Consider the following 24,689-nt stretch of genomic DNA (forward strand, 5'->3'; position numbering starts at 1 on the left):
TCGGCTCTGCGGCCGACGTTAACGCCGGCCTCGGTCCGGCACCGCTGACATTTGTCACGGCTCAAGACGTCGTCACGAAGCCATCCACCTGATGCCGGCGGCGCGTCCGACTGCGCTGCCTGGCATTATTTCAGGTCTTGAAATTAATCATCATCGAAAGTTAGGCTCCGGGAGCGGGAGCTGATCATCCCCGCCCGTGTCTCCGAGACGCGAGTACCACCCTCCACTCGCAACCACGGACGGCACCGACACCGGCGCCTGCCGTGAGGACACTCCTATGACAACCTGGAGGCGCCGTGAGGCAATCCATCACCGCGGCACTCGCCGTCGCATCGGCAACGGTCACCGTGCTCGCGGCCGCGCCCGCGTCGCCGGCGGCGGCCGGCCGCGGCTCTGTCGTGACCGGGACATACTCGACCGGCGCCGAGCACCAGTGGCAGCCGTTGCCCACCAGCCGCGTGGGCAGCGACCCGGGCGGACCCGCCGACGCGACCATCGTGGTCGACCCCAGCAGGCCGCGTCAGCCCTACCGCGGCGTCGGCTTCTCCATCGACGAGACGAGCGTCTCGAACCTGTGGAAGCTCGACCCGGCGAAGCGGGAAGAAGCCGTCCGCCTGCTCGTCGACCCGAAGACCGGGGCGGGCCTCGACCGGTTCCGCGTGACGATCGGCAGCCCCGACCTCATCGAGCACCTGCCGTTCTGGTCCTACGACGAACTGCCCGCCGGCGTCACCGAAGACTTCGAGCTGAACCACTTCTCCATCCAGCGCGACATCGACCTGCACATCATCGACACCATCAAGTTGATCCAGCGCTACAACCCGCACGCCACGTTCTTCGCGTCCGCGTGGAGCGCCCCGGCCTGGATGAAGACGAACAACCGGTTCACCGGCGAGGTCGCTCTCCGGCCGGGCAGCACGACCAGCTACTACCAGGTCGGTAAGCTGCGCGACGACTGCATCGACGTGTTCGCCCGCTACTACGTCAAGTTCGTCCAGGCGTACGCCCGGCAGGGCATCAAGATCGATGCGTTGACCCTGCTGAACGAGCCCGGCATGGACGTCGTCTATCCGGCGATGGACATCAGCGTGGAGCAGCAGCAGAAGCTGGCCATCGCGGTCAAGCGCGAACTCGCCGCGGCCCGGCTCGGCACCCAGCTCTTCGTGCACGACTTCAACTTCTGGGACTGGCGGGACCCGAACAGCACCGAGACGAAGAACTACTACCGCATCTTCGAAGACGCACCGGATGGCTCGGTGACCGGAGCCCAGGTCCAGGCAGCGGCCGACGCCATCGCCTTCCATCCTTACTGGGGCGACCCGACCGTCATGCGCGAGGCGTACGAGCAGTACGGCAAGCCGGTCGAGATGACCGAGACCGGTAGCGTCTCCCCGGATGACCTGCTGAGCTACTTCCGCCTGGACGCCAGCTCCTACATCATGTGGGCGCAGACCACCGACCAGGATGGTGGGACGCTGCACTGGACGCCCGCCCGCGACAACAACGTCGACTGGGCAGAGGTCGGCCGGACCACGAAGTGGCCCAACCGCCTGGTCACTGTCAACACCACCACCCGCGACTTCACCGTCCGCGACGAGCTGTACCAGTTGGGGCAGTTCGCCCGCTACCTCAGCCCGGACGACGTACGCCTGGCGTCGAGCGCCCCGGCGAACGGCATCAGCAACGTGGTCTACCGGGACAGGGCCAACAACTTCGTCGCCGTCCTCCGCAACAGCAACGCGGCTGACACCAGGGCACGCGTGGTGCTCGCCGGTCAGTCCTTCGTCGCCACCGTACCGGCGCAGTCGTTCGCCACGTTCCGATGGAAGGGCGAGCGGCCGAGGACGAAGAACAATCAGGCCCCGGTGTTGAACGACGTGGCCGGTGTGGTCGCCGACCAGTACAGCACCGTGCAGGTGCCGCTGACGGCGACCGACGCCGACAGTGACCCGCTCGCCTTCTACGCCACCGACCTGCCGGACGGCGTCGGCATCGACGGCACCACCGGGCTCGTGACGATCCACCCCACGGTGGCCGGCGAGCAGGACCTGACCTTCGTGGTCACCGACGGCCAGGCGAACGACGAGGTGACCGTACACGTGACGGTGCGGCCGCACGGCGCGCCCGTCGGCGCCCGGGTGGAGGCCGAGTCGTACGTCGAGCAGCACGGCTGGGTCGAAGGCGGCTGCTGCTTCGTCGAGAGCAACCCGGCCGCCAGCGGCGGCCGGAACATCGGCTGGACGGCCGCCGGCAACTGGCTGAAGTACCGCATCGACGTCGCGCAGGCCGGAACGTACGACCTGGAGCTGCGGGCCGCCAACGGCACGGGTGCCGTCGCCGCGAACGCACTGTCGTTCCGCGACGCGAGCGGCCAGGTGCTCGCCACCGCGTCGGTGCCGGACACCGGCGGCTGGGGTACGTACCAGTCGGTGCACGTGCCGGTGGCTCTCCCGGCGGGCGATCAGCTGGTCACGGTGTACTGCGAGACGGGCGGGTTCAACCTCGACTACTTCCGGCTCGCGCCGTAGGTCGGCCTCCCGGCGCTCGCGCGGCGAGGTCGAGTCCGCCGGACTCGACCTCGCCGCGGACGTCGTCCGGAGCGATGTGCCGGCCGCGAGAAACCGGGTCCGCCGGCCGTCCACCGGCGTAGCCGCCACATCCACCTCAAGCGGCAGGAAGCCGCCGTCCAGCATGCGCAAGATGCCCTAAAGTTCGGATAAGGGATGTTTCGGGCAGCGCGTCGCGAGGGGCGGTAGGAGTCCTTTGACAGCCGGTACAGGGCAACAGGGTGAGGCTGATCTGCTGGCGGACCCGCCAGGCCCGCCACCGACCCGGCGTTCACGCCGACGAATCGTCACGGTGCTGATGCTGGCGCTGGCCGTTTTCCTGCCCATGCTCGCGCATGCCCTCGAACTCAGATCGAATCGGGTGGCCGCTCCGCCCGTGATCAACACCTATCACGTCAGCCCGACCGGGGATGATGCCCGGGATGGCTCGTCGCCCGCCACAGCATGGCGATCGCTCGACAAGGCCGCCGCCTTCGCCTTCAAGCCGGGAGACAAACTCCTCCTCGAAGGGGGCGCGCACTTCCGCGGAAGCCTGACCTTCGGGCCCGGCGACGCGGGTGACGCGGCAAATCCGGTCGTCGTCACCACCTACGGCGCCGGTCGCGCCACGATCGAGGCCTCCGGCGGCCCAGGGATCAGGGTGCACAACACCGCCGGCGTCGAGATCCGCGACCTGGTGATCGTCGGGGGCGGCGCGGACAGCAGGACCACCGGCGGGATCGAGCTCTACTCCGACGTGACCGACGGCCGGAGACTCGACCACGTGGACATCTCCGGGGTCGAGGTGAGCGGATTCAAGAACGGAATCCAGATCGGTGCCGGCCCGCGTTCCACCGGCTTCCGAGGCGTACGGATCCGTGCCGCCGACCTGCACGGCAACACGGAGAACGGGCTGATCAGCTTCGGACCCCGGTTCGACGCCGCGGCGCCGCGCTATGCGCACGAAGACGTCGTCGTGTCGGAGGTCGAGGTGCACCACAACCTCGGCGACCCGGCCAACCACTTCAGCAACACGGGAAGCGGAATCGCGCTCGGAAGTGTGCGAGGCGGGCGCATCGAGCGGTCCAGCGCGCACGACAACGGGCGGTCGGCCGCGGCGCCCGAAGGTCCGGTCGGCATCTGGACCTGGGATTCGACCGCCGTGGTCATCGAGCGCAACGTCTCGTTCCGCAACCACACCGCCGGCCAGAAGGACGGCGGCGGCTTCGACATGGACCAGAACGTGTCCTCGTCGATCCTGCAGTACAACCTGTCCTACGACAACGACGGCTCCGGGTACCTGCTCTACAGCGGCCAATCCAATGCCGCGCACACCGGCAACGTCGTCCGTTTCAACATCAGCCTCAACGACGCCCGCAAGCTGCCGGAGTACGCCGGAATCCACCTGGCCGGGTCGGTCAACAACGCCGAGGTCTACCACAACACCGTGGTGATGGAGGGGAAGGGCCGGGCCCCCGCGGCCGTCCGCCTGCACAACTTCTTCCGTGGCTTGTCCAACGTCGCCCTGCGCAACAACCTGATCGTCTCTGGCGGGACGAACCTGCTGATCGCCGACAAGTTCCCGACGGCCGCTGTCCTGTTGCAGGGCAACAACTTCTTCGCCGAATCGGGCACCTGGGCCGTCTCGTGGGCCGGCGCCTCCTATGCCGATCTGGAATCCTGGCGCGCGGCGACCGGGCAGGAACGCCTCGGGGGGAAGGCGCGCGGATCGAGCGCAGACCCGCGTTTCACGACGGTCGGTCGCTCCGGCTCGCCGGCCCAATGGGCGGAAGCCCTCACGCCGCGCCCCGATTCGCCGCTGGCAGGCCGCGCCCTCGACATCCGTTCGCTTTTCGACGTCGATCCGGGACCGGTGGACTTCCTGGGCCGGCCGATCGTCGGGGCCGGCACCGTCGGCGCCATCCAGCCCGCCCCCTAGTCGCCGAGGACCCGCTCCCACAGCAGCCCGTCCCGCCAGCTCCCGTCGAGGAAAATCGAGGAGTGCGCGACGCCGTACGGGGTGAACCCGTTGCGGCGCAGCACCCGCTGCGACGGCAGGTTCTCCAGATTGGTGGACGCCTCGGCGCGGTGCAACCCGAGTTCGTCCGTCATCACCCGGAGCACAAGCCCGACGGCGTGCCCGGCATGCCCTTGATTCTGGGCGACGCTGGCGATCCAGTATCCGACGGAGCCGCGGCGCAGGTGCGGCTGCGGCAGGATGCCTGAGACGGTGACCTGCCCGATCACCTGGCCGTCGGCGAGCACCACGCCCGGCCAGACCGCGCCGGCCCGGTATCCGGCCAGCAGGCTGTCGATCCGCTCCGCCTGGCCCTCCGGGGTGAAGTAGCCGGCCGGCCGGGCCGGTTCCCACGGCCGGAAAGCCTCGACGTCCCGCGCCCGGTGCGCGGCGATCGGGGCGGCGTCGGCGGGCTCGATCAGGCGGATCCTGGTGCTGCTGGGCATGGGCTGATCCTCGTCGCAGGTGCGTCGGATGAGATGGCCAGCCTATGCAGCGCAGCGGTCGAGCCCGAACTCGACGAAGCCGAGCGGCGCGCTAGTTCGCCAGGCTCCTGGTCGTCGGATCCGGCGTATCGAGCGATCGGGCGGTCGGAATGGCGGCATGTGCCGTCAGGTCGTCGTCGAGTCCGGCGGGATTCAGCAGCTGGAAGCGCCACGCGTCGCGGCACATCGCGGCGAGGTCCCGGGTCGTGCGCCAGCCCCACTTCCGGGCCGCCGCGCCCGGGTCGGCAACCAGTGTGGCTACATCGCCTTGCCGTCGTCCGACGATCTCGTACGGCAGGGACCGTCCGCACGCCGCGCTGACCGTCCGTACGAGGTCCAGGACCGACGTCCCCACGCCGGTTCCGAGATTGAGGGTCTCCAGTCCCGTCACCTCGTCGAGACGCTCCAGTGCGATGCGGTGCGCCTGGGCGACGTCCATGACATGGATGTAGTCGCGCACCGCCGTCCCGTCCGCGGTGGCGTAGTCGCGGCCGAAGATGCTCAGCCGTTCGAGCCTGCCGACTGCGACCTGCATGAGATAGGGCATCACGTTCTGCGGGATGCCGCGGGGGTCCTCGCCGAGCATCCCGCTGGGATGTGCGCCGACCGGGTTGAAGTACCGCAGCGAATAGGCCGCCAGTTGCGGTTGCTGCCGGCAGGCGTCGGCGATGATCTGCTCGCACATCCATTTCGATCTGGCGTACGGGTTCGTCGGCCGGGGCGGGGCCTGCTCGTCGATCGGGATCCGAGCCGCCTCCCCGTAGATGGAACACGACGAGGAGAAGACCAGGCGGTGCACGCCGTTCTCCCGCATGCTTCGCAGCAGGCTCGTCGTGCCGCCGACGTTCGTGTCGTAGTAGTCGACGGGGATACCCACCGACTCGCCGACCGCCTTCCGCCCGGCGAAGTGAATGACCGCGTCGATGGCGTTCTCCGCAAGGATCGCCGAGAGCGCTCGAGGATCACGTACGTCGGCCTCGTAGACGCCGAGCAGGGGACGGCCCGCCACCTTCTCGACCCGGGTCGGTGCCGCTCGTGAGCTGTTCGCGTAGTTGTCGACGACGCACACCTCGTAGCCGTGCTCGAGCAACTCGACGCAGGTGTGGCTCCCGATGAAGCCGGCGCCGCCGGTCACCAGGACGGTCTTCGGACCAGACATGGGAATCTCCTTCCGGTGCGTCCGCGCATCGGGGTTATCGGGTATGGAGCGGCACCGCCGGGCCGGCGTAGCCGGCGATCGCCGCGGCGAGCGGGAGGAGCGCCACCACGCCGACGAGCAGGGGCCCGGCGGCGGTCGGAACGGCCGACCGTAGGCGCAGCCCGGCGGCCCGGGCTGCCTCCATCACATGCAGGGCGGGCACGGCGAGGCCCGCGGCCGCGTAGCAGAGCGCGCCGAGGATGCAGAGGAACACGTACCCCGGCGTGTGTGTGGACCGCTCGCCCAGCAGGGCGGCGGCGGACAGCACCACGGTGATCACCGCATAGGGCAGGACGAGTCGGGTGGGGAGTGGCTCCAGGCCGGTGCGCGCCTTGGGGGTGACCTTGAACGAGACCTGCCTGGGCCGCGCGTTCAGCCGGGTCGCGGCCAGGACCCCCCACACGACGTACGGCCAGCGGGTCAGGGCGAACAGGACACCTTCCCAGCTCAGGACCGGCACGGATCGGGGGCGTAACAGCCCCCGCCGGCGGAGCAGCAAGGTCAGGAGCGGCAGCCACAGCGATACCGCGGCGAGATGGGCCAGGAACTCCAGGTAGTTGACGTTGACCCACGGCAGCCCGGTGACCGCGGCGAACGGGGGCAGGGCGAGGCCGACGACCGTCGCGATCGCCAGCAGCGGGTAGTAGGACAGCTGAAACGCGAAGCGCAGCCGCAACGCGGCGCCCATCCGCCGCAGGTGATCGGGCGCGAGGTCGTAGCGCAGCGTGGTGAGGCTGCGCGACCACTGGAACTCCTGGATCAGCATGTCGGCGACCGTGAGCGGGCCGTCGCCGTGCGCCTCGGCGTCGATGGCGAAGGCACCCTGCCAGCCGGCGGAGGTGAGCAGGAACGTCGTGGAAAAGTCCTCGGCCAGTTCGGGGCCGAGACCGCCGATGTCGCGCAGCGCCTTCGTCCGTACCGCGTAGTGCGAGCCGATGCACAGGGGGGCGAGGCCGCGGTTGTGGCCCAGCTGGACCGGGCCGTGATAGGTCGCCTCGCGGTGCAGCCGTCCCCGCGCCGCCCACGAGTTCGCGCTGTTGGCGTCGCAGACGCTCGGTGCGGCGACGTAGCCGATGGCGGGATCGGCGAATGGTCGCGTGATCGCGGCAAGATAGGTCGGCTGGGGCACGTGGTCGCAGTCGAGCTGGGCCACCACGTCGTAGTCCCGGTAACCCCAGTGGTCGTAGAAGTAGGCGAGGTTGCCTTCCTTGCAGCGGGTACGGCGAGGCCAGGTGGCCCGGTGGTAGGCGGCGACGCCACGCCGACTGGACACCCGGACCCCCCTCGCGACGCACCATCGCAGAGCCTGCTCGGACGGGTCCTCGTCGCAGAGCCAGACGTCGTACGGGTAGGGGTACCGCTGGGCCAGCATCGCGGTGAGCGTGCGGTGGACGAGCGACCAGGGTTCCGACGGTGCGCGGGTCACCACAAAGGCCACCCGCAGCCGGGGCACGCGGAGCGCGGGATTGACCTGCCGGAATCGCGAGACGGCGAGGAGGTAGTAGGCGGGCAGCCCGGTCAGATACAGCAGAAGCAGACTGTTCAGGGCCAGCCCCGCCCAGCCGACGCGGTGCGAGGGCTGCCACCACCACAACCAGAAGGCCACGAAGCAGGTCGCCCAGCCGGCGGTCAGCCCGGCGACCGCCACCCGGTCGCGCCGGCGCAGGGTCGATACGAAGGTGGATGCCCGGGTGGCGCGCAGCTGCCGGACGGGCGCGAGGGTCGGTCCACCGGGCCCGGCGCGGAGGACGTTGCCGCCCGAGAGATTCCGGATCTCCGTTTCCAGCGCCTCTGGCGCTGGCCGGGTCGGCGCGCTCATGCCGCGGTCCGTGCCCGCGGCCCGGCCCAGATCTCGGGCGCTCCTCCCGATCGCCGGACGCCCTCGCCGGGGCAGTGGTGCCGACCGGAGTGTTCCCTACCGGGTGCGTCCGTCCGTCGAGGCCCGCCGGCTCGCCGATTCCCCGAAGTCTGCACGTGCACTTGCGTCCCCGTATCTATATCGACCAGCATCGATGCCATGGCGCTCAGTGGTTCCAGGTCTGTCCGACAGGAGGCGTCCTGGATCAGCGCGAAAGCGACTAAAGCGATGCTAGCGGGAGCAAACTCCCAAAACCCGAATACCGGGGCATAGGGGACACCATCGGGGTGCCGCGGAACCTCCGGGGACGAGGACCGCGCCCGCAGGCGCTCGACGACTCGTTCAGCCGGTCATCGTCCGCGGCCGCGTCATCGAGTGGTCGATCATGTCGTCGTCGGTCCTACCGCCGGCTCGGCGGGTCGGCCGACCAGCGCGGCCAGCTTCTTCGGGGCCAGGACGCAGTAGCTCTCGGTGAGCAGCTCGCCGACCTCGTCCCAGTCGACCCCGCCGTCGAGCACCATGCCGACGACGTCGGCGCCCCAGTCGGGCTTGTAGAAGGGGTGGCCGCCGGCGAGCAGCGCGGCGATCTCGTCGCCGGGGGAGCGGAAGGTCAGCACGCAGATCGGCTCGTCCGAGGCGGCGGCACGGGCGTGGGCGGCCGGGTGGTCGGGGCCGACGGTGAGCACGTGGGCGAAGGTCCGCTTACGGATCCGCCAGCGGGTGCCCACCCACGCCGGTTCCTCGTAGGCCTCCGGCAACCCGAGGCAGACGGGCCGGAGCCGGTCGAGGATCTCGGGTGGGACGTCGCCAGGATCGCTCACGCCCGGGACGTTACGCCGCCCCTCCGACAGTTCCCCGTCCCGGTTGCAGTTCGTCGAGCGGCACGTCGGGGTCGGCCAGTCGGTCGAGGTCGACCGGCTGGGCGCCCGCGACGAGCCGCCGGATCGACGGGACGACGTCCCACACGTTGACGTTCATGCCGGCGAGCACCCGCCCGCCGGCGGTCCAGAAGGCGATGAACTCGCGCTTGGCGACGTCGCCCCGGACGACGACCCGGTCGGACGCCCCGGGCGGGGCGTGTCCGACGTACTCCATCCCCAGGTCGTACTGGTCGGTGTAGAAGTAGGGCAGGTCGTCGTAGCTGACCGCCTGTCCCAGCATGGCGCGGGCCGCTGCGGGGCCGCCGTGGAGTGCGTTGGCCCAGTGCTCGACGCGCAGGCGCCGGCGCAGCACGGGATGGTAGGCGTTGGCGACGTCGCCGGCGGCGTGGATGTCCGGGTCGGCGGTGCGCAGGGACGCGTCGACGAGGATGCCGTTCTCGACGGTGAGGCCCGCCGCTGTCGCCAGCTCGGTGTTCGGCTGCACGCCCACGGCCGCCACCACGGCGTCGGCGGGCAACTCCGTGCCGTCGGCCAGCAGGACCGAGGAGACCCGACCGGTGCCGCGGACCTCGCGGACCTCGGTGTCGAAGTGGAAGGTGACGCCGTGGTCCCGGTGCAGGTTGGCGAACACCCGGGCGATCTCGTCGCCCAGCACCCGGCGCAACGGCAGCGCGGCCGACTCGACGACATCGACGGTGGCGCCGCGCTGCCGGGCGGCGGCGGCGACCTCCAGGCCGATCCACCCCGCTCCGACGATCACGAGGTGCGCGCCGTCGACCAGCGCCGCGGCGATCCGCCGGCTGTCGGCGAGGGTGCGCAGCCGCAGCACCCCGTCCAGGTCGACGCCGGGTACCGCGAGGTGGCGGGGCGCAGCGCCGGTGGCCAGCAGCAGCTTGTCGTACCGGACGTGCCGGCCGTCGGCGAGCCGGACCTCGCCCGCGGAACGGTCGACGGCGACGGCGCGGGCGGTGGTGCGCAGGTCGACGTCGTGCTCGGCGTACCACCCGGCCTCGTGCACGAACACGCTGTCCGGTTCGGCGCCGCCGGTCAGCAGGCCCTTGGACAGTGGTGGCCGCTCGTACGGTCGCTCGGGCTCGTCGCCGATCACGACGATGCCGCCGTCGAAGCCCTCCTCCCGCAGCGTCTGCGCGGCCCGCGCGCCGGCGAGCCCGGCTCCCACGATCACGAACGTGCCGGTCTTCGACATCGGTCCAGCTCCTTTCGGGGGTACGGCGATCAGCGGGGGCCGACCCGGGCCAGGGTGAAGAACTCGGCGCGCGAGCGGTGGTCGTCGCGCAGGGTGCCGAGCAGGGTGGACGTGATGGTGCTGCTGCCCACGGCCTGGACGCCGCGCAGCGTCATGCACAGGTGTTCGGCTTCGATGACGACGCCGACCCCGCGTGGGCGGAGCTGGCTGGTCAGCCAGTCGGCGATCTGTTTGGTGAGGCGCTCCTGGACCTGCGGCCCGTGAGCGAACAGTTCCACCACCCGGGCCAGTTTGGACAGCCCCAGGATGCGTTCGCCGGGCAGGTAGCCGACGTGCGCGACGCCGACGAACGGCAGCAGGTGGTGTTCGCAGACCGACCGGATCGGAATGCCCCGGGCCAGCACCAGCTCGTCGTAGCCTTCGTCGTTGTCGAAGGTGGTCAGCTGGAACTCGCGTGGGGTGAGTAGTTCGGCGTAGGCGCGGGCCATACGGCCCGGGGTGTCGGCGAGCCCGTCGGCGGAGAGGTCCACGCCGAGCGCGGCCAGGAACTCCGCCGCCGCCCGTTCGGCCGCCGCCGGGTCGCGGCGGGGGCGCTGGTGCTGCACGCGCAGTGCGGTGACACCCATCAGGAGCTCTCCTCGTCTGCTGCACCGAGCGGGATTTTCGCCAGCGCTCATTGGTGTTATCGATCATGCTGCCCCAGCGCGACCGGAATTTCAATAGCCTTCGTTGGTGATAACCTCCGGACTGTGAGCACGGGGGAGCGTTGGAGCGCGATGGCCGCTCTCGTCGACCGGTCCCGACGGGCGCTGTACGACTACGTGTGCCGGGCCGACCACCCGGTCACCCGCGAGGAGGCGGCCGAGGCGCACGCCATGTCCCGCAACCTCACCGCTTTCCACCTCGACAAGCTCGTCGAGTCCGGGCTGTTGCGGGCCCACTACCAGACGCCGGCCGACCAGCCCCGAGGGCGCGGCCGGACGCCGAAGGTCTACGAGGCGGCCGGCGACGGCGTCGCGATCACCGTTCCCGAGCGGCGCTACGAACTCATCGCCGAGATCCTCGCCGACGCGGTCGCCGACGACCCGCACGACGCCCCCGAGGCGGCGCGGCGGCACGCCCGGCAGCGCGGCCGGGACATCGGAGCACGGGTGCGGGACGCCGACGAGGACCTCATCGCCGTGCTCGCCGGCCTGGGCTTCGAACCCGAAGCGCTCAGTGACCATGTGCTGCTGCGCAACTGCCCGTTCCACGCCCTGGCCAGCCGGCAGACCGCCCTGGTGTGCGGGCTCAACCACGCGTTCCTCGCCGGCGTGCTCGACGGTGCCGGACGTGCCGACCTGCTGCCCCGGCTCGCGCCGCGTCCCGGGGCCTGCTGCGTCCGGCTGGACGGCGTGCCGGACCGGTAGCCGCGTCTCGGCGCGCTGCCGGTCAGGGTGAGATGCGGACCTCGACCGAGCTGATGTACCACCGGAAGTCGGAGCTGCTGTCGATGGAGACGTCGTTGGTGCCGCTCTTGTCGAAGGAGCGCGTGCCGGCGCACACGATCACCGACTGGCCCGCCGGCACCGGTCCCGCGCTGAACAACTGCGCGAAGTAGTGGGCGCCGCGGGTCAGCTTCTCCTGGTGGAAGCTCTCGTCGTCGTCGGTCGTCTCGTCGAGGTTCGACATCTCGGCGTACGACGGCTCGGCCACGTTGGGATGCAGGACGTCGAGCATCAGGAAGTTCTGCTGGCTGGTGTGGGAGTTGGACCAGCCCCACTCGTCCGTCGTCTCCAGCCGGTGCGTCGCCTCGACGCACTGCGCGTCGATGAGGATCTCGACCAGACCGGTCGTCGGCGGAACGAACGCGAAGGCTATCGCGCTGAAGGCGTCGCCGGACGCGTAGTCGAAGTCGCCCGCGTCCCCGTCCTCCATGGTGATGGAGATGCCGACGTCCCCGACCGACGGGTTCAGCGTGTGGACGCGATCGACGACGAAGTTGTCGTTGTGCACCGGGACGAAGCCGAAGTTGAACCCGAAGAAGGGCGGCCGGAACACCTCCCACCGGTGCGGGTCGTCGCTGTCGTCCGGCTCGAAGACGCCCCAGGGGAGCGCGCGGTCGTGGAACGGCGACAGGCTCAACCACTTGTCGAGGTTGTTCGAGAGGTGGTAACCGGGGCTGACGTTCTCGTCGGTGGCGAACACGTCGCTGATCGCCCGGTGGTAGTCGGCGGCGATCGCCACGATCGCTTCACGGCGGACGTCCCGGCTGCGCAGGAACGCCTTGGCCGTCCGCCGCCGGGCCCGGTTCACATCGTCGTAGCTCGCCGTCAACCCTCGGGGCGGTTGAAGCAGGTCACGAAGAGTCAGGCGTTCCTGTCGCATCAGGTCCCGCAGGTCCGCCCAGGTGTCGTCGCCCAGGAGGCGCCGCAGCCGGTGACTCGCCTCGGCCGACGCCTTCTCGGCCCTGCTGCTGCGCTTCCGGGTGACGGCCCGGAGGCGTTGTTCGCGCTCCTCCGCTGACGCCTCGGCCGATCGCCGGGCTTCCAGGGGGAAGTGACGGAAACCGTGAACTGCCAGGTCGGTGCTGACCATGGGAACCACCCATCAGAGCCTTGCCTACATCCTGCTGCGGAAAGCTCCGGCGGGCCATACGGGTTGTGCCATGCTGGCAACGCCGCATCTCCTGGCAAAAGGTCCCAATCAACGCGGCCCCCACGGAAGTGGATCTCTGCCGTATGGTGCGCTGATGCGTCGCCGCGTACCACTCACCTTGCTCCTCGCACCGCTGCTCGTCACCGCGTGCACCACCGATCCGTCCGCCCCGGCCGCCGGCTCCTCCGCCCCCACGACCACGCCGAGCCCGACCGTCCCCGCAGTCGACTACACCGCCTGGCAGGCCGGGCGCTCCGCCCCGGTGGCCGACCGGATCTACCCCGCCCGGGGCACCGACGCGCTGGACGTCCTGCACTACGACCTGGCGCTGGACTGGGCGCCGCCGACCAAGACCCTCACGGGCACCGCAACCCTGCGGATCCGGCCCACCAAGGACGCTCAGAACCTCGCCCTCGACTTCATGCCCTACCAGGTCGACGAGGTGACCCTGGACGGTGCGACGGTCACCGGCGCCGTGGCCAAGGAGAAGCTCACCGTCACCGCCCCGGTGGTCGCCGACAAACCGGTGACGCTGGTGGTGAAGTACCACGGCCGGCCGAAGACGACGCCGATGCCGTCGCACCGCAAGGACGTGGAGGACCTCGGCCTCACCGTCACCAAGGAGGGTGGCCTCTGGACGATGCAGGAGCCGTTCGGGGCCTTCACCTGGTATCCGGCCAACGACCAGCCGTCCGACGAAGCCCTCTACGACATCCGGGTGACCGTCCCGGCGGGTTGGTCGGCGATCGCCAGCGGCACCCCGGCCGGGCAGTCCGGCAACACGTTCACCTACCGCAGCGCCGACCCGGTAGCGACTTACCTGACCACCCTCGCGGTCGGGAAGTTCCAGAAGCTGACCGCGAAGGGCCCCCGTGGCATTCCGCTGACGTACTGGTACCGCAAGGGCGCCGACGACAAGCTGCTGCCGTACCTCAAGAAGTCCCCCCAGTACCTGGCCTGGCTGGAGAAGAAGTTCGGCCCCTACCCGTTCCCCTCCGGTGGCGTCGTGGTGGTGGACTCGGCGTCCGGCATGGAGACCCAGCAGATGATCACGATGGGCCGGAAGATCGAGAACACCAAGGCCCGCCGGGACCGCTGGGGCGGCGACCTGCTGCACGAGTACGCCCACCAGTGGTTCGGCGACTCCGTCACCCCCACCACCTGGACCGACCTGTGGCTGAACGAGGGCTGGGCCCAGTACGCCCAGGACCTGTACACCAAGGAGACCCGGCACCTCAGCGACGCCAGCCTGGACGGGTACCTGCGGGACGCCGACGCCGCCATGCGCAAGAAGCTCGGCCCGCCCGGCAAGCCCAACCCGAAGAACTTCGCCGAGGGCAACGTCTACCTCTGCCCGGAGGCCATGCTCCACGAGATCCACCGGCAGTTGGGCGACAAGGCGTTCTTCGCGCTGGCCCGCGCCTGGGTGCAGGAACAGCGCAACACCCAGCAGGACCGGGCCTCGTTCATCGCCTTCGTGAACAAGCAGACCGGGCGCGACTTCACCAAGCTCATCAACACCTGGCTGGACTCGAAGACCACGCCGAAGCCGATCACCGTCACCTGAGCTTGGCTCCGCGGCACTGATCGCGGCCGGTTCGGGCAGCACCCGCGCGGCGCTGCCCGAACCGGCCGCTCCGGCCAACGCCGGCCGACCCTGCGGTCAGGAACTCCCGAGACGGGGCACGACCGGCCGGACCACGACCGGGGCGCCCGGGGCACCGCCGGCGCGACTCCGGTAGGCCGGGACGCCCACGCAGGTGAAAAGCAGCGTCGCCAGGTCCGCCGGCTCGGACAGCAGAGCCGGCACCTCCGAGTCGACGAAGGTCATCCCGGAGGCGCCCGCACCGAGCGCGTACGCGGCCAGGTGCAGGCGGCCCTCCACCAGCCCGGCGGCCAGCTGGGCGTCCCGGTAGCTCCGGTCGTCGAGTGTGGACAACCGGGTGGCCGCGATGACGACGTACGCCGCGTCGGCGGCGAGCGACTGGTCCAGGCAGATCCGGAGCAGCTCGTCGCGCAGGTTCCCGGCCCGCAGCGGCGTCGTGAGGTCGGGCCACCGGTAGAGGCCGGGCGGCACGTCGTCGACGCCGTGGACGGCGACCCAGTGCGGCACGGCCACGCCACGCAGGGCCGCGGTCAGCGGCCACTCGAGCAGATGGCGCGGCAGCGTTCCCGTCCGGTCCATGCGCCGCTGCGAACCGCGCCGGCGCACCACCTCGTCGAGCGGGTCGGAGGGCGGGAAGTCGGGCAGCGTGGGGGCCTCCGGCCAGGGTGCGCCGACCTCGTCCCGCTCGCCGGCGCGCTGGGCGGCGGTGCACAGTGGCAGCTCGACCGGGGGCAGCACGCCCGCGACGGCCGGCCCGGTGGGTTCGATCGCCGGCTCGCCGTCGCCGAGGGACAGCAGGGCCAGCGGATATTCGTGCACCCCGTCCGCGCCGACGAGGTCGCGGACCGTGGCGTCGGGGAAAAGCGAGCGTAGCCGGGGCGACAGGCCGGCGGTCGCGGCCGCCGCCGACAGCTGGGACAGCAGGGTCCCGGCATCCCAGTAGAGGTGCCGCCATCCGCGCTCGGCGTAGCGCCATCCGGTCCGCCAGGGCACACCGGTCACCACGAGCGTGGTGACGTCCCCGGCGGCGGCGGGGGCGACCTGGACGAGCGCGTGCCGCGCCGCGTCGTACCAGTGCACCCCGTCCGGCACCCCGGCGACACCGCGGGTGCTCGCGTAGAGCTCCAGGGGGAAACGTGCCCCCGCCGATCCGGAGGCGCGGTAGAGGATGCGCCGGCCCTGGCGGTCGGCGGTCCGCACGACGCCGGCGCCGAGGAAGAGCACGCGGCCGAGTTGCGCCGCGTCGAGCGGCCGCGCCGGAGCGGGTACGCCCGCGAGAACCGCCGTTGCCGGAATGCCGGGATCGGGGAGGTCGCGCGGCAGAGCCAGGACGGGACGATCGTCCGGGTAGCCCTTCATCGGCGACGGCACGGTGGCCGGATCGTTCGGAACGAGATCGTGGCGGATGCGTGGGTCGCCCACGGCCACGTCCCACTCGCGGTCCGGCACGTATGACGTCAGCCGGTGCAGCAGCCCGGCGCCGCAGTTCAGGTCCACCGGACCATCCTGCCAGCATCCCGCGGGCCCATCGGCGACCAGGCCGGGGCGGACGGCGGCTGACCGGCCGGCCGGATCACGGCCGACGCCGACCCGGGGAGCGGCCCCGGTCCGGTCTTCCCCCGGCCCGACTGCCCGCACTGCCGGGGCCCCGCCCCGCACTGCCCGGGCCCAGCCGAACCGGGCCGCCCGCCCGGCAGGTGGTGCCGGTCTCCGGGCCGGCGACGTCCGCCCGACGAGGCGGGCGGCGGACCGCGGCGCGGGCGGTGATCGTCGCGGCAGTCCTGCTCGCCCGACGTGGCGCCGCCGGCGTCGTCGCCGCGCCTACGGCCGGCGGCGTCAGATCGTCCACCTCGCGCGCGTGCCGCAGTGGCGACAGCAGCAGCGGGACGGGCGCCAGGGCGAGGCCGACGCCGATGACCAGCAGGGTCGGGCGGACGCCGAGGGTCTCCCCGAGGGCGCCGCCGAGCAGCCCACCGAGCGGGAGCGCGCCCATGACCAGGAACCGCATGGTGGCGTTGACCCGGCACTGGAGCCGGGCGGGCACGGTCGCCTGCCGGTAGGTGGTCTGGGCGATGCCGTAGACGACCTGGCCGATGCCACTGCCGAGCAGGCCCACGACGAAGAAGGCCAGGCCCCAGCCGCGGCCCGTCAGCGGAACCAACAGGTTGAACGGGCTGCTCACCGCGACGGAAAGCCAGATGACGCGGGCCAGGCCGACGCGACGGGCGAGCCGGCCGGCCGTGACGGCGCCCAGCAGAGCCGCGGCGGGCGCGGCGGACAGCAGTACGCCGACTGCCCCGGGCGCGACGCCCACCGTGTCGACCAGGAACAGGATGATCAGGGCGGTGGCGGCGGTGAACAGCACGTTGACCAGGGCGCTCGTGGCGGCGATCGCGCGCAGCACCGGATCCCGCAGGACGAAGGCCAGACCCTCCCGGGCCTGGTGCAGCGTGCCCGCCCGCGCGGGCTGCCGGGGCATCGGCTCGCGGACCCTGATCCGGGCCAGGCAGGCGGCACTCACCAAGAAGCTCACCGCGTCGACAATCAGGGTGTTGGTCGCGCCCACCAGCTGCGTGAGCCAGCCACCCAGGCTGGGGCCGGCGACCTGCCCGGAGGAGCGGACGGTCTCCAGCGTGCAGTTGCCCCGCAGCAGATCCGTCCGGTTCAGCACCTTCGGCAGGTACGACTGGTGACCGATGTCGAACAGCACCCGCATGGCCGCCATGACGGCGGCCGTCGCCATCAACAGCGGCAGGGTCAGCCGGCCCAGCGCGGCCGCCACGGTCACCGTGACGAGCGCCGCGGACCGGACCAGATCGGTCGTGATCAGCACCGGCCGGAGCCGTCGCCGGTCCAGCCAGACGCCGGCCGGCACCCCGAGCAGGAGGAACGCGCCGTTCTGCACGGCCACCAGCACGCCCAGTTGCAACGGTGTGGCGTCCAGGAGCAGCACGGCGATCAGCGGGAACGCGATCGCCGTGACGTCGGTGCCCAGTTGGGTGACCGTCTGGCCGGCGACGAGCAGCCGGAAGTCTCCGGACCGCCAGGGCAGGCCGTGGGGTCGAACTGTCATCTGCGCCCTCGCACGTGCATCCCGGGTGCGTCCGTCCCGGCGATCCGAGCGGCGACCGGCCGCGGAGGCGGGGACGGCGCGCAGGGGTCACCGTGGCGAGACGGCTGGGTGGAAACGGACCGTCGGCGGACACCGCCGCCGGGGGAGCCGGCCACCGGCCCGCCGGTCGGCGGCGGGCGGGAGCGTGCGAAGAGCGGCTCGGGGCGTTGGGGGAGACCCGCGGCCCTCGGTCAGAGGTTAGCCCAGCGGCGTCCTCTCGTGGCGCGGTATGCGTGTCAGCGCCCCGGGACGCGTGTGGCCGGAGCGGCGCCGGCCGGCGGTGCGGGCCGCTTCAGGTCGGTGCCGGTCGCGTAGCTGGCGTAACCGATCAGGTAGTCGCGGGCTTGGGCACGAGTGACCGAAGTGCCGGCGATGATGTGGTAGCCGTACGCGTCCTCGAGCGCCACGAGGTTCCGGGCGGCCTCGGTGGCCGGGAGCGCGAGCGTGAACGCTCCTTCGTCACCGCCTGCCGTGAGCAGGTCCGCGTACAGCTGTGCCTGTTGGTCGAAGAGGCCGCGGCGGAGCGTGGCGTCGCCGGGCCGGCGCCGCGCCTGCGGGGAGAACTCGTAGAGCAGACAGCACAGTTCGTCGTCCTGGCTGTGGGGCAGGCCGGCGTCGATCGCGGCGAGCAGCTTGCCGGCGGGATCGGTCCGCTGCCGCATGGCCTGTGCACGTTGCCGGTGGAAGCGGTCGACGGCGTCCTCGTAGACCTGTTGGAACAGGTCGTCGAGTTGGCGGTAGTAGTAGGTCACGGTGCCCGGGGACATGCCGGCGGCTTCGGCGACGTCCCGGATCCGGACGTGCGACAGGCCGTGCGTGATGATCGCTCGACGGGCCGCCGCGGCCAGGTGAGCGCGCTGTTGCTCCTGCAGCTTGGGACGGGCCATCTGTCTCCCCAGGTCGTCCGACGGCTGCGCCGTCCGGCTCACGCTATCAATGCCGCCACGCTCTCAGCGGCGCGGCTCAGCTCGGTTAGGTTTGTCGTCGCACACGACGAATCGAGGCGCCGGAGGGGTCCGAACGATGGTTCGCGGACAAGCAGCGAAGGCGGCCGCCCGTGAGGTGGGCGTTCCGCTGCTCGGGGAGCCCGGTCCGCACAACGCGATCACCGACGTGCCCGGAGTCGAGGTGGGCATGCTGACCCTGGTCGAGGGCTCCGGGGCCCTGACGGTGGGTACCGGCCCGGTGCGGACGGGGGCCACCGTGATCCTGCCGCGGGGACGCGCGGGCGTGGGTTCGGCGTGCGCTGCCGGGACGTCGGTGCTCAACGGCAATGGGGAGATGACCGGAGCGGCGTTCGTCGAGGAGGCCGGCCTGCTGGATCTCCCCGTGGTGCTGACCAATTCCCATGCGGTCGGTGCGGCGCACCGTGGGGTGATCGACTGGGTGGTGTCGAACGTTCCGCAGCGGGCGCAGCGGTGGATGCTACCCGTGGTCGCCGAGACCTACGACGGCTTCCTGAACGACATCAACGGTGCGCACGTCCAACCGGCGGCCGTCGCCCGCACGATCCAGGAGGCCAGCGGGGGACCGGTGGCGCAGGGCTCCGTCGGTGGCGGCACCGGAATGTGTTGTTACGGCTTCAAGGGCGGAACCGGGACGGCATCACGGGTGGTGACCTTCGCCGGCCGCGGGTACGTGGTGGGGGTGCTGGTCCAGGCCAACTTTGGCGCCCGTGACGAACTTGTCGTCGCGGGGGTGCCCGTGGGTCGCGCGCTACCGGACGGGTCGCAGGTGGCGGAGGCATCCCGCCCGCCGGCCGGTGCCGGCTCGGTCATCGCCGTCGTGGCGACCGACGCGCCGCTGCTGCCGGGCCAGTGCAAGGCGCTGTCGCGGCGCGTACCCCTGGGACTCGCTCGTACCGGCACCAGCGGTTCGCACTTCTCCGGCGATCTCTTCCTGACGTTCTCCACCGCCAACGAGGGAGCGCTGCGCGCCGGGTACCCCCAGGCCACGCGCGAGCGCCTGGACGAGATGTCGTTCGTGCCGTGGAGCTTCATCGACCGCTTCTTGGACGCCGTCGTGCAGGCCGTCGAAGAAGCTGTCCTCAACGCGCTGTTCGTCAACGAGAACATGACCGGCCGGGACGGCCACACGATGTCGGCGTTGCCCGTGGAGCAGGTGATCGCCATGGTCCAAGCCGGCCGACGACCGTAGGAACTGCCGGCCGGCTCGGTGCCCGGCGTCAGTAGCCGTTCGGGGTCAACACGTCCACGAAGATCGGGTCCGGCTCGGTGCCACCCAGGGTGATCGAGTCGACCTTGACGTAGCCGTAGTAGGCATTGGCGTCGATAGCCTGGTTGTTGCCGATGTAGACGCCCGTGTGGTCGAGGTCGCCACCGTAGCGGATGCCGTCGTTGGGATCGGTGTCCCAGAAGATCAGATCTCCCTGGCGGGGGGTGGTGGTGCGGCGGCCCTGATTGATCTGACCCTGGAGCCAGTAGTTCAACTGGAGCCCGCGGCCGGTGGCCGCGTAGGTGCCGTCCCAGATCGCGTGTCGGTTCAGGCACTCGCAGTCCACCGCCGCCGTGCCACACGTCCAGCCGTAGGCCAGCCGGTACGGCGTGCCGAGATACGCCCTGGCCGCGCTCACCACGCTCGCCCGGACGCCGGCCGCGTAGGCGGGACCGGTGGCGACATGAACCGAACCGGCAGTCACCAGGATGGCGACCGCGATGATTGAACCCGCCCGACGAGTGAACCTTCGCGCAGCGCCTCTCATGCTCATGCCAACTCCTTACCGCCTTGACGCCCCAAGTTGAGGAAGCGCCGAGAATTTATCGTCTCGAACAGCAAAGAATAGACGTCCTTCGCTGTCAAGGGCTCTCGCGCGTCGCCGTCGGCTTCGCCGCACCTTGGGCGGATCCCTGGCGGGGCCTCACCGACGCGGACCACGCCGGGGGGCCGGCGCTGGCTCACCGGGCTGACGCGGGGCCCCGCGCGCCTGCGGGGCCCCGCGCGGCCTCACCGGCCCTGGAGAGCCTTAACGTTGTCGCCGAAGGTCCAGCCCTTCGACCCGTCCCAGTTGACCGACCAGGTCATCAGGCCCTTGAGGCCGCCCCGGTAGGTGTTCCACGCCTGGGCCACCAGCGACGGGCTCAGGTACCCGCCGCCGGCCCCGGTCTGCGCGGGCAGCCCGGGGACCTGCTTGTCGTACGGGACGCGGATGGTGGTGCCCTGCACGACCAGGCCGGTGTTGAGGCAGTCGGTCTGGACGACGAAGCCCTGCACGGTCCCGGCGGAGTACGAGTCGCCGGCGCAGCCGTACATGGAGCCGTTGTAGTACTGCATGTTCAGCCACCAGAGTCGGCCGTTGTCCGCGTACCGCTTGACGATCGGCAGGTACGCGCCCCAGATCGAGCCGTAGGTGACGCTGCCGCCGGTGACGTACGCCGTCTCCGGGGCCATGGTGAGCCCGAAGCCGGCCGGCATCTGGGCGAGCACCCCGTCGATGATCCGCACCAGGTTGGCCTGCGAGGTGGAGAGCTGGCTGATGTTGCCGCTGCCGGTCAGCCCGGTTTCGATGTCGATGTCGATGCCGTCGAAGTTGTACCGCTTGAGGATCGGCACGACGGTGGCGACGAACCGGTCGGCGACCGCGCTGGAGCCGAGGTCGATGCCGGCGGTCGCGCCGCCGATCGAGAGCAGGACGGTCAGCCCGGCGGCCTTGGCCTGGCAGACCTCGGCCGGAGTGGGCACCTTCACCCCGGCGTCCATGCCGTCCTCCCAGAGCACGGTGCCGTCGGAGCGGATCACCGGGAAGGCGGCGGTGACCACGTTGTAGCCGTGGGCGGTGATCCGGGAGTCGGTGATCGGGATCCAGCCCATGCCGGGATGCACCCCGTTGGCCGCGCCGTCCCAGTTCTCCCAGTAGCCCTGGAGCACCTTGCCGGCGGGCCGGGACTTCAGCGCGCAGGTCGTCCCGCCGGGCGGCGGCGTGGTCGGGGCCGAGGTCGGGGTCGGCGTCGCGGTGGGGGACGGGGACGACGTCGGCGTGGGGGTGGGGGTGGGGGAGGGCGGCTTCGTGGTGGGGCTCGGGGTCGGGGCGCCGCCGTCGCAGGCGCCCAGATCGGACCAGAGCGCCGGGGTGGCCGGCGGGGTCCAGCCGGCGCCGGCCGGCGGGGTGTGGGTGACCAGCGCCTGGTAGAGGCGGGCGGCGTAGGTGGCCCGGCTGCCCGCGGTCCAGGTCACCCCCTCGGCCCAGGCCGGGACACCGGTGCAGGCCACCAGCGCGGTCTCACCGGCGGTGGCGGCGATCCCGGTGGCTGCCGGCAGGGCGGCGGTGGCGGCGAGCAGGGCGGCGCCGCCGAGCAGTGCGGTCAACCCGCGTCGAAGTCGCATGACATACCTCCTCATCGATGCGCCGGAGGTTATCAGTTAACTTTGTTAAATGTAAATGCCGGTCGGATCAGGGAGTGGCCGGCTCCGGACCCTCGCGCTACCGGCGGACCCACTCGGCAGCCGCGACGCCGAACAGGACGAGCGTGGCGACCAGGCTCAGGACCAGGTTCGGCAGGCGCGGGGCGGCCGGCACGACAGCGACCGCGGCGAGCACGCCGACCACGTGGGAGAGCGGGATGCGCCCGAGGACCTCGTGGTCGAGCGTGGCCCGGCCGATCAGGAACAGCGCGACGCCGCCCAGCACGAGCGCGGTCTGGTTCGCCGACGGCCGTGCCCCGGGCTGTGCGATGACCCGGCTGAAGCCCGCCGCGAGGCCCACCACCCCGACCACCATCAGCCAGTGGGCGTACGGGTTGGTCTGCACCAGCCGGTGCCGGTGCGGGGCCCCCTCGATCGCCTCGCGCAGCCGGGCGCCGGCGCCGCGCGCGTAGCTCCACCACAGCAGCACCGCCGCCACGAACGCGGTGGCGAACGCGCAGACGCGGTCCGCGCTGAACGGTATGTGGCTCAGGGCGAGGACCGTGACGAGGATCAGCTCGCCCAGGGTGAGGACGTAGATCTGCTGGTACCGCTCGGCCAGGTGCTCCGGCACCACGTCGTACTGCGGCAGCGGGGGCCGGCCGGGGATCGGGAACCGGAAGCCGAACGCCACGTAGTCGACGGCCAGCGCGGCCAGCCACACCGCGAGCCGGGCACTGGGGTGGGAGACCAGGCCACCGGCGACCCACAGGACGCCCGAGATGGTGGTCCAGAACAGGACCCGGATCGGCCGCTCCCGCTCGGGACGGCCGCGCAGCGCGGGGATGAGCACCAGCGCCCGGGTCCAGTTGATGCCGGCCCAGGTCGCGCCGAAGATCAGACCGTGGCCGCCGAACGCGGTCGGCAGGGCGGCCGACATCGCATGCCGCCGAACATGATGCCCAGCACCACCAGCTGGATGGGGCGCTCCTGCGGGCTGTAGAGATCGGTGAACGAGGTGGTCGTCACCCAGACCGCCCACAGCGTCGACAGGGTCAGCAGGGACTGTGCCAGGCCCGTCCAGCCGTTGCCGGCCATCTTCTCCGACGTCAGGGCCAGGCTGGCGATGAGCGCGAGATCGAAGAACAGCTCCAGCAGATCCGATCGGGATCCCGCCATCATGGTTCGCGTTATGGGCCGACGTCCGCCATCCGTCACAGCAGGCCTTCTTGATCTCGCGGCGCCGAGGGACCATGCCCCGGGGCCGGCCGGCGCCGCCCCAAGGCCCAAGCTAACCGACGCCCACCGCCGTGATCGGCCGAACGCGGAACCCGGGCCGTGGCGGGCGGCGGCCCGGGTTCTTCACTGCTTGGTTCATCGCATTAACCTTGGGTGACGTATCCGGGGCGGGTCGCCGCGGTGGTGACCGGAGAGGTAGGCGGACATGGACGCCAGACGCACCACCGTGCGCGACATGCGTCGGGCCAACCGGTCGGTCCTGCTCACCCGGATCTGGCTGGACGGCCCGCTGAGCCGGCACGAGCTGGGGCAGTCCACCGCGCTCAGCCTGGCCAGCGTGAGCAACCTGGTCGGCGAGATGATCGCCGAGGGCCTGGTCGAGGAGGCCGGCTCGGTCGAGTCCGACGGCGGCCGCCCCCGGGTGCTGCTCCGGGTCGCACCCGGCTACGGCTACCTGGTCGGCGCCGACGTCGGCGAGACCCGGGTGCAGGTCGAGCTGTTCGACCTGGCGATGACCGCCCTCGCGAAGGCGGAGTACCCGATCGCCGCCGCCGAGCCCGACCCCCGGCAGGTCACCGACCACCTGTTGCACGGTCTCGCCGCGGTGATCGAGCAGGCCGGCGTCGACCCGGCGGCGGTGCTCGGCTTCGGCGTCGCCGTCTCCGGCACCGTCGAGCGCACCGCCGACGCCGTGGTGCACGCGCAGACCCTCGGCTGGGACGGCGTGCCGCTCGGCGCCATGCTGCGCGCCGGCACTGACATCCCGGTACACATCGACAACGGCGCGAAGACCCTCGGCCAGGCCGAGATGTGGTTCGGCGCCGGGCGCGGCGTCCGGCACGCGGTGGTCGCCCTGGTCGGCTCCGGCGTAGGGGCCTGTGTGGTGGCCGACGGCGTGGGCTACCGCGGCGCGCACAGCAGCGCCGGCGAGTGGGGCCACACCACCATCGTGTACGGGGGCCGCCGCTGCCGCTGCGGCAACCTCGGCTGCCTGGAGGCGTACGTCGGGGCCGAGGGGGTGCTCGACCGGTTCCGGCTGGCCAACCGGGGCCGCCCGGCGGCCGGCGGCGACGAGGAGAGCGCCTTCGGTGAGCTGCTGCGCGCCGGCAGCCGCACCGCCGCGAAGGTGCTCGACGAGACGGTCGGCTACCTCGGCGCCGGGGTGGCGAACCTGGTGAACCTGTTCAACCCCGAGCGGGTGGTGCTCGGCGGCTGGGCCGGCCTGGCCCTGGGCGAGCGCTACCTGCCGCAGATCCGCGAGGTCACCGCGCGGCACGCGCTGCGCCAGCCGTACGCCCAGACCTCGATCGAGCTGTGCCGGCTCGGACCGGACGCGGTCGCGATGGGCGCGGCCACCCTGCCGATGGCCCGGCTGCTGCGCGACGGCGGTGTGCCGCGCGAACCGGTCGCCCGCGTGGTGCCGGCGCAGGCGCGGCGGCCCCGGACGCACGCAGGAGCGGGCGGCGTACGTGTTGCGGGAGGCGTTCGACTACCCGTACCCGCAGATCGCCGCAATCCTGCAGTCCACCGAGCCGGCCGTGCGG

The 24,689-nt window shown here is 71.4% G+C and carries 17 protein-coding genes and 3 pseudogenes; 7 read left to right on the plus strand and 13 right to left on the minus strand.

Annotated features, from left to right (window positions below):
- Positions 1-296: 296 nt before the first annotated feature.
- The gene (locus AB0F68_RS32905; protein WP_357345377.1) at positions 297-2,528 is read left to right on the plus strand and encodes a carbohydrate-binding protein; all 2,232 of its coding nucleotides are present in this window, start codon (positions 297-299) and stop codon (positions 2,526-2,528) included.
- A 337-nt stretch (positions 2,529-2,865) separates the two neighbouring features.
- Positions 2,866-4,485, plus strand: a complete 1,620-nt coding sequence (locus AB0F68_RS32910; RefSeq protein ID WP_357345408.1) for a right-handed parallel beta-helix repeat-containing protein — start codon at positions 2,866-2,868, stop codon at positions 4,483-4,485.
- On the opposite strand, the gene AB0F68_RS32915 is transcribed toward AB0F68_RS32910, so the two are convergent.
- From AB0F68_RS32915 to folE, 6 genes are all read right to left on the minus strand, one after another.
- On the minus strand, positions 4,482-5,009 hold the full coding sequence (locus tag AB0F68_RS32915) for a GNAT family protein (protein WP_357345379.1): 528 nt from the start codon (positions 5,007-5,009) through the stop codon (positions 4,482-4,484). The genes AB0F68_RS32910 and AB0F68_RS32915 overlap by 4 nt on opposite strands.
- Positions 5,010-5,100: 91 nt before the next feature.
- Positions 5,101-6,207 carry a UDP-glucose 4-epimerase GalE gene (gene galE / locus AB0F68_RS32920; protein ID WP_357345381.1) on the minus strand — a complete coding sequence of 369 codons (1,107 nt, stop codon included), beginning with the start codon at positions 6,205-6,207 and terminating at the stop codon, positions 5,101-5,103.
- Between the two features lie 34 nt (positions 6,208-6,241).
- Positions 6,242-8,065: a glycosyltransferase gene (locus AB0F68_RS32925; RefSeq protein WP_357345383.1), complete on the minus strand. Its 1,824-nt coding sequence runs from the start codon at positions 8,063-8,065 to the stop codon at positions 6,242-6,244.
- A gap of 422 nt (positions 8,066-8,487) precedes the next feature.
- On the minus strand, positions 8,488-8,925 hold the full coding sequence (locus AB0F68_RS32930; protein ID WP_357345385.1) for an MmcQ/YjbR family DNA-binding protein: 438 nt from the start codon (positions 8,923-8,925) through the stop codon (positions 8,488-8,490).
- Between the two features lie 10 nt (positions 8,926-8,935).
- Complete coding sequence (locus tag AB0F68_RS32935; RefSeq protein WP_357345387.1) at positions 8,936-10,192, minus strand: FAD-dependent oxidoreductase; 1,257 nt, start codon at positions 10,190-10,192, stop codon at positions 8,936-8,938.
- Positions 10,193-10,221: 29 nt separating this feature from the next.
- Positions 10,222-10,818 (minus strand): GTP cyclohydrolase I FolE, encoded by a 597-nt coding sequence (gene folE, locus AB0F68_RS32940; protein ID WP_357345389.1) that lies wholly within the window; start codon positions 10,816-10,818, stop codon positions 10,222-10,224.
- A gap of 123 nt (positions 10,819-10,941) precedes the next feature.
- On the opposite strand from folE, the gene AB0F68_RS32945 reads away from it, so the two are divergent.
- On the plus strand, positions 10,942-11,601 hold the full coding sequence (locus AB0F68_RS32945) for a helix-turn-helix domain-containing protein (protein ID WP_357345391.1): 660 nt from the start codon (positions 10,942-10,944) through the stop codon (positions 11,599-11,601).
- 22 nt (positions 11,602-11,623) lie between these two features.
- On the opposite strand, the gene AB0F68_RS32950 is transcribed toward AB0F68_RS32945, so the two are convergent.
- Entirely contained in the window at positions 11,624-12,769 is a 1,146-nt protein-coding gene (locus AB0F68_RS32950) for a hypothetical protein (protein WP_357345392.1), read from the minus strand.
- Between the two features lie 154 nt (positions 12,770-12,923).
- Between AB0F68_RS32950 and AB0F68_RS32955 the strand changes: the two genes are divergently transcribed.
- Complete coding sequence (locus AB0F68_RS32955; protein WP_357345394.1) at positions 12,924-14,396, plus strand: M1 family metallopeptidase; 1,473 nt, start codon at positions 12,924-12,926, stop codon at positions 14,394-14,396.
- Positions 14,397-14,492: 96 nt separating this feature from the next.
- Here the strand turns inward: AB0F68_RS32955 and AB0F68_RS32960 are convergent, their stop codons facing one another.
- The 3 genes from AB0F68_RS32960 to AB0F68_RS32970 form a co-directional block, all read right to left on the minus strand.
- Complete coding sequence (locus AB0F68_RS32960) at positions 14,493-15,932, minus strand: hypothetical protein (protein ID WP_357345396.1); 1,440 nt, start codon at positions 15,930-15,932, stop codon at positions 14,493-14,495.
- Positions 15,933-16,008: 76 nt separating this feature from the next.
- Positions 16,009-17,508 (minus strand): MFS transporter, encoded by a 1,500-nt coding sequence (locus tag AB0F68_RS32965; protein WP_357345398.1) that lies wholly within the window; start codon positions 17,506-17,508, stop codon positions 16,009-16,011.
- Between the two features lie 275 nt (positions 17,509-17,783).
- Positions 17,784-18,434, minus strand: coding sequence for a TetR/AcrR family transcriptional regulator (locus AB0F68_RS32970; RefSeq protein WP_357345400.1), 651 nt, complete (start codon positions 18,432-18,434; stop codon positions 17,784-17,786).
- 136 nt (positions 18,435-18,570) lie between these two features.
- On the opposite strand from AB0F68_RS32970, the gene AB0F68_RS32975 reads away from it, so the two are divergent.
- Complete coding sequence (locus tag AB0F68_RS32975) at positions 18,571-19,704, plus strand: P1 family peptidase (RefSeq protein ID WP_357345410.1); 1,134 nt, start codon at positions 18,571-18,573, stop codon at positions 19,702-19,704.
- Positions 19,705-19,732: 28 nt separating this feature from the next.
- On the opposite strand, the gene AB0F68_RS32980 is transcribed toward AB0F68_RS32975, so the two are convergent.
- From AB0F68_RS32980 to AB0F68_RS32990, 3 genes and pseudogenes are all read right to left on the minus strand, one after another.
- Complete coding sequence (locus AB0F68_RS32980) at positions 19,733-20,275, minus strand: NlpC/P60 family protein (protein WP_357345402.1); 543 nt, start codon at positions 20,273-20,275, stop codon at positions 19,733-19,735.
- A gap of 236 nt (positions 20,276-20,511) precedes the next feature.
- On the minus strand, positions 20,512-21,888 hold the full coding sequence (locus tag AB0F68_RS32985) for a glycosyl hydrolase family 18 protein (protein WP_357345404.1): 1,377 nt from the start codon (positions 21,886-21,888) through the stop codon (positions 20,512-20,514).
- Between the two features lie 97 nt (positions 21,889-21,985).
- Positions 21,986-23,088, minus strand: a pseudogene (locus AB0F68_RS32990) (low temperature requirement protein A).
- A gap of 568 nt (positions 23,089-23,656) precedes the next feature.
- Between AB0F68_RS32990 and AB0F68_RS32995 the strand changes: the two are divergent.
- Positions 23,657-24,445: pseudogene (locus AB0F68_RS32995) on the plus strand (ROK family protein); the annotation flags it as partial.
- Between the two features lie 154 nt (positions 24,446-24,599).
- Positions 24,600-24,689: pseudogene (locus tag AB0F68_RS33000) on the plus strand (sigma factor-like helix-turn-helix DNA-binding protein); the annotation flags it as partial.

The organism is Micromonospora sp. NPDC023966, assembly GCF_040639095.1.
In the GTDB taxonomy this organism is placed as follows: Bacteria; Actinomycetota; Actinomycetes; order Mycobacteriales; family Micromonosporaceae; genus Micromonospora.

Coding starts and splice junctions, on each gene's coding strand:
- AB0F68_RS32910 (WP_357345408.1), top strand. CDS start 2,866: ATGCTGGCGCTGGCCGTTTTCCTGCCCATGCTCGCGCATGCCCTCGAA.
- AB0F68_RS32915 (WP_357345379.1), bottom strand. CDS start 5,009: ATGCCCAGCAGCACCAGGATCCGCCTGATCGAGCCCGCCGACGCCGCC.
- galE (WP_357345381.1), bottom strand. CDS start 6,207: ATGTCTGGTCCGAAGACCGTCCTGGTGACCGGCGGCGCCGGCTTCATC.
- AB0F68_RS32925 (WP_357345383.1), bottom strand. CDS start 8,065: ATGAGCGCGCCGACCCGGCCAGCGCCAGAGGCGCTGGAAACGGAGATC.
- AB0F68_RS32935 (WP_357345387.1), bottom strand. CDS start 10,192: ATGTCGAAGACCGGCACGTTCGTGATCGTGGGAGCCGGGCTCGCCGGC.
- folE (WP_357345389.1), bottom strand. CDS start 10,818: ATGGGTGTCACCGCACTGCGCGTGCAGCACCAGCGCCCCCGCCGCGAC.
- AB0F68_RS32950 (WP_357345392.1), bottom strand. CDS start 12,769: ATGGTCAGCACCGACCTGGCAGTTCACGGTTTCCGTCACTTCCCCCTG.
- AB0F68_RS32955 (WP_357345394.1), top strand. CDS start 12,924: ATGCGTCGCCGCGTACCACTCACCTTGCTCCTCGCACCGCTGCTCGTC.
- AB0F68_RS32965 (WP_357345398.1), bottom strand. CDS start 17,508: ATGACAGTTCGACCCCACGGCCTGCCCTGGCGGTCCGGAGACTTCCGG.
- AB0F68_RS32970 (WP_357345400.1), bottom strand. CDS start 18,434: ATGGCCCGTCCCAAGCTGCAGGAGCAACAGCGCGCTCACCTGGCCGCG.
- AB0F68_RS32975 (WP_357345410.1), top strand. CDS start 18,571: ATGGTTCGCGGACAAGCAGCGAAGGCGGCCGCCCGTGAGGTGGGCGTT.
- AB0F68_RS32980 (WP_357345402.1), bottom strand. CDS start 20,275: ATGAGCATGAGAGGCGCTGCGCGAAGGTTCACTCGTCGGGCGGGTTCA.
- AB0F68_RS32985 (WP_357345404.1), bottom strand. CDS start 21,888: ATGCGACTTCGACGCGGGTTGACCGCACTGCTCGGCGGCGCCGCCCTG.